This is a genomic window from Nocardia sp. NPDC003345 (assembly GCF_053589395.1).
Genome location: NZ_JBSFRU010000495.1, coordinates 1 through 3067 on the forward strand (window position 1 = coordinate 1; position 3067 = coordinate 3067).

The 3067-nt window shown below is 64.2% G+C and carries 4 protein-coding genes; all 4 read left to right on the forward strand.

Translation table 11 applies throughout. The features are described 5' to 3' along the window. A partial coding sequence (locus tag ACWDU1_RS31160) for a DUF3558 domain-containing protein (protein ID WP_450003976.1) occupies window positions 1-424 on the forward strand: 424 nt, incomplete at its 5' end. A 280-nt stretch (window positions 425-704) separates the two neighbouring features. Further along, entirely contained in the window at window positions 705-1079 is a 375-nt protein-coding gene (gene rpsL, locus ACWDU1_RS31165) for a 30S ribosomal protein S12 (RefSeq protein WP_014353064.1), read from the forward strand. 1 nt (window position 1080) lies between these two features. Then, on the forward strand, window positions 1081-1551 hold the full coding sequence (rpsG, locus tag ACWDU1_RS31170; RefSeq protein ID WP_063000274.1) for a 30S ribosomal protein S7: 471 nt from the start codon (window positions 1081-1083) through the stop codon (window positions 1549-1551). Between the two features lie 177 nt (window positions 1552-1728). Further along, the coding region (gene fusA, locus ACWDU1_RS31175; RefSeq protein WP_450003978.1) for an elongation factor G at window positions 1729-3067 on the forward strand (1339 nt) is incomplete at its 3' end.

Below are 3067 nucleotides of genomic sequence, written 5' to 3' on the forward strand. Positions count from 1 at the left end.
CGTGAACTTCGACAAACTGCTGCGTGAATGCGAGATCGTCGACCGGCAGACCATCGGTGAGTCGGTCGGTGGCGCCGGTGGCGCGATGGGTGAGTTCAACGGCGCCGTATGTATGTGGACGGTGATGGACGCGCCGGGCGGATCGGCCATGGTTACCCTGAACTGGTACGAGCACGGCACGCTGAGCAACGAGAAGGCGACCTACCAAGAGCTGGGTTACACCTCGGAGAACATCGAGGTGCAGAGTTCGCGTGCCCTCCAGATCCGCAGGCCGGGCGATTCCTCGTCGTGCGGTATCACCGCCAGTGCGCCGGATACGGGTGTGGTGGGGTGGTGGGTCAACTACCGCCCGGGCTCCGGGCCTCCCGACCCCTGCGAACCGGTGAAGGTCCTGATGGCTATCACCTTGAACCGCGCGCGGTGACCCGAGCCGCTGTGGCGCCGTAATACCACATGGCCCCGCTTTGACCCTTCTCGTTACGTCCGAGTACAGTGGACGGCTGTGCCCGGAAGGATACGGGCAAGTTCGAGCGCAGACGTAGGCCAGCGAGAGCGGCTGACGAGTCCAGCGTGCCTGTGAATCGGGCCCTGAACTGCGCGCGACACGCCCGACCTCGGGACGCGAGAAACGTGGTTGGACGTGCGGGTGAAAGCTCGATGAACAGCCCTGACACCGCCAGAACCGATTAAAGGAAAGCCGGTCTATGCCAACCATCAACCAGCTGGTCCGTAAGGGTCGCCGAGACAAGGTCGCCAAGACCAAGACCGCGGCCCTCAAGGGGAGCCCGCAGCGGCGTGGCGTGTGCACCCGCGTGTACACCACCACTCCGAAGAAGCCGAACTCCGCACTGCGGAAGGTCGCGCGTGTTCGTCTGACCAGCGCGGTCGAGGTCACGGCCTATATCCCCGGCGAAGGCCACAACCTGCAGGAGCACTCGATGGTGCTCGTGCGTGGCGGTCGTGTGAAGGACCTCCCCGGTGTGCGCTACAAGATCATCCGCGGCTCGCTCGACACCCAGGGTGTGAAGAACCGCAAGCAGGCCCGCAGCCGTTACGGCGCCAAGAAGGAGAAGAGCTGATATGCCACGCAAGGGCCCCGCACCCAAGCGTCCGCTGATCAACGACCCGGTCTACGGGTCGCCGCTGGTGACGCAGCTGGTCAACAAGATTCTTCTCGACGGCAAGAAGTCCACCGCCGAGCGCATCGTCTACGGCGCGCTGGAGCAGGCGCGCGACAAGACCGGCACCGATCCGGTCGTCACCCTCAAGCGCGCGCTGGACAACGTCAAGCCGGCCCTCGAGGTCAAGCCGCGCCGCGTCGGTGGCGCCACCTACCAGGTGCCGGTCGAGGTTCGTCCCGGCCGCTCCAACACCCTCGCGCTGCGCTGGCTGGTGAACTACTCGCGGGCACGCCGTGAGAAGACCATGATCGAGCGTCTGGCCAACGAACTGCTGGATGCCAGCAACGGCCTCGGCGCTTCGGTCAAGCGTCGCGAGGACACCCACAAGATGGCCGAGTCGAACCGGGCCTTCGCGCACTACCGCTGGTGATGTCTGTCCGGCCCATCGCTGCGGGGCCGGGAGGCTTACGGAAGCACCGCTTCCGCTTTTGACAGATATGACGGCCACACGGTCGTCGGCGAAAATCCCAACTAGCTACGAGCGGGGAAGATTTCCGTGGCACAGGACGTGCTCACCGACCTGAACAAGGTCCGCAACATCGGCATCATGGCCCACATCGATGCGGGCAAGACCACTACGACCGAACGCATCCTCTTCTACACCGGTGTGAACTACAAGATCGGCGAAACCCATGACGGGGCGTCGACCACCGACTGGATGGAGCAGGAGCAGGAGCGTGGCATCACCATCACCTCCGCCGCGGTGACCTGCTTCTGGAACCAGAACCAGATCAACATCATCGACACCCCCGGCCACGTCGACTTCACCGTCGAGGTGGAGCGCAGCCTGCGTGTGCTCGATGGCGCGGTCGCCGTCTTCGACGGCAAAGAGGGCGTGGAGCCGCAGTCCGAGCAGGTGTGGCGGCAGGCGGACAAGTACGACGTGCCCCGGATCTGCTTCGTCAACAAGATGGACAAGCTGGGTGCGGATTTCTACTTCACCGTGCAGACCATCAAGGACCGTCTCGGTGCCAAGCCGCTGGTCATCCAGCTGCCGATCGGCGCGGAGGACACCTTCGAGGGCATCGTCGACCTGGTCGAGATGAAGGCCAAGGTCTGGACCGGCGAGACCAAGCTGGGCGAGAAGTACGAGGTCCAGGACATCCCGGCCGATCTGGTCGAGCGGGCCGAGCAGTACCGGCAGGAACTGCTGGAGACCGTCGCGGAATCCGATGAGGAGCTGCTGGAGAAGTTCTTCGGCGGTGAAGAGCTCTCGATCGAGGAGATCAAGGGCGCCATCCGCAAGATGACCGTCAACTCCGAGCTCTACCCGGTGCTGTGCGGTTCGGCGTTCAAGAACAAGGGCGTGCAGCCCATGCTCGACGCCGTCGTGGACTACCTGCCCTCGCCGCTGGACGTCGAGTCGGTGCAGGGTCACGCGCCGAGCAACGAAGAAGAGGTGCTCACCCGTAAGCCGAGCGCCGACGAGCCGTTCGCGGCCCTGGCGTTCAAGATCGCGGTGCACCCGTTCTTCGGCAAGCTCACCTACGTCCGGGTCTACTCGGGCAAGGTCGACTCCGGCGCGCAGGTCATCAACGCGACCAAGGGCAAGAAGGAGCGTCTGGGCAAGCTGTTCCAGATGCACTCCAACAAGGAGAACCCGGTACCCCAGGTCAGCGCCGGCCATATCTACGCGGTCATCGGCCTGAAGGACACCACCACCGGTGACACCCTGTGCGATCCGAACAACCAGATCGTGCTGGAGTCCATGACCTTCCCGGACCCGGTCATCGAGGTCTCCATCGAGCCGAAGACCAAGTCCGACCAGGAGAAGCTGGGCACCGCGATCCAGAAGCTCGCCGAGGAGGATCCGACCTTCACGGTGAAGCTGGACCAGGAGACCGGCCAGACCGTCATCGGCGGTATGGGCGAGCTGCACCTCGACA

Excerpts from the sequence above, each read along its gene's own strand:
- rpsL (WP_014353064.1), top strand. The coding sequence starts at position 705 with ATGCCAACCATCAACCAGCTGGTCCGTAAGGGTCGCCGAGACAAGGTC.
- rpsG (WP_063000274.1), top strand. The coding sequence starts at position 1,081 with ATGCCACGCAAGGGCCCCGCACCCAAGCGTCCGCTGATCAACGACCCG.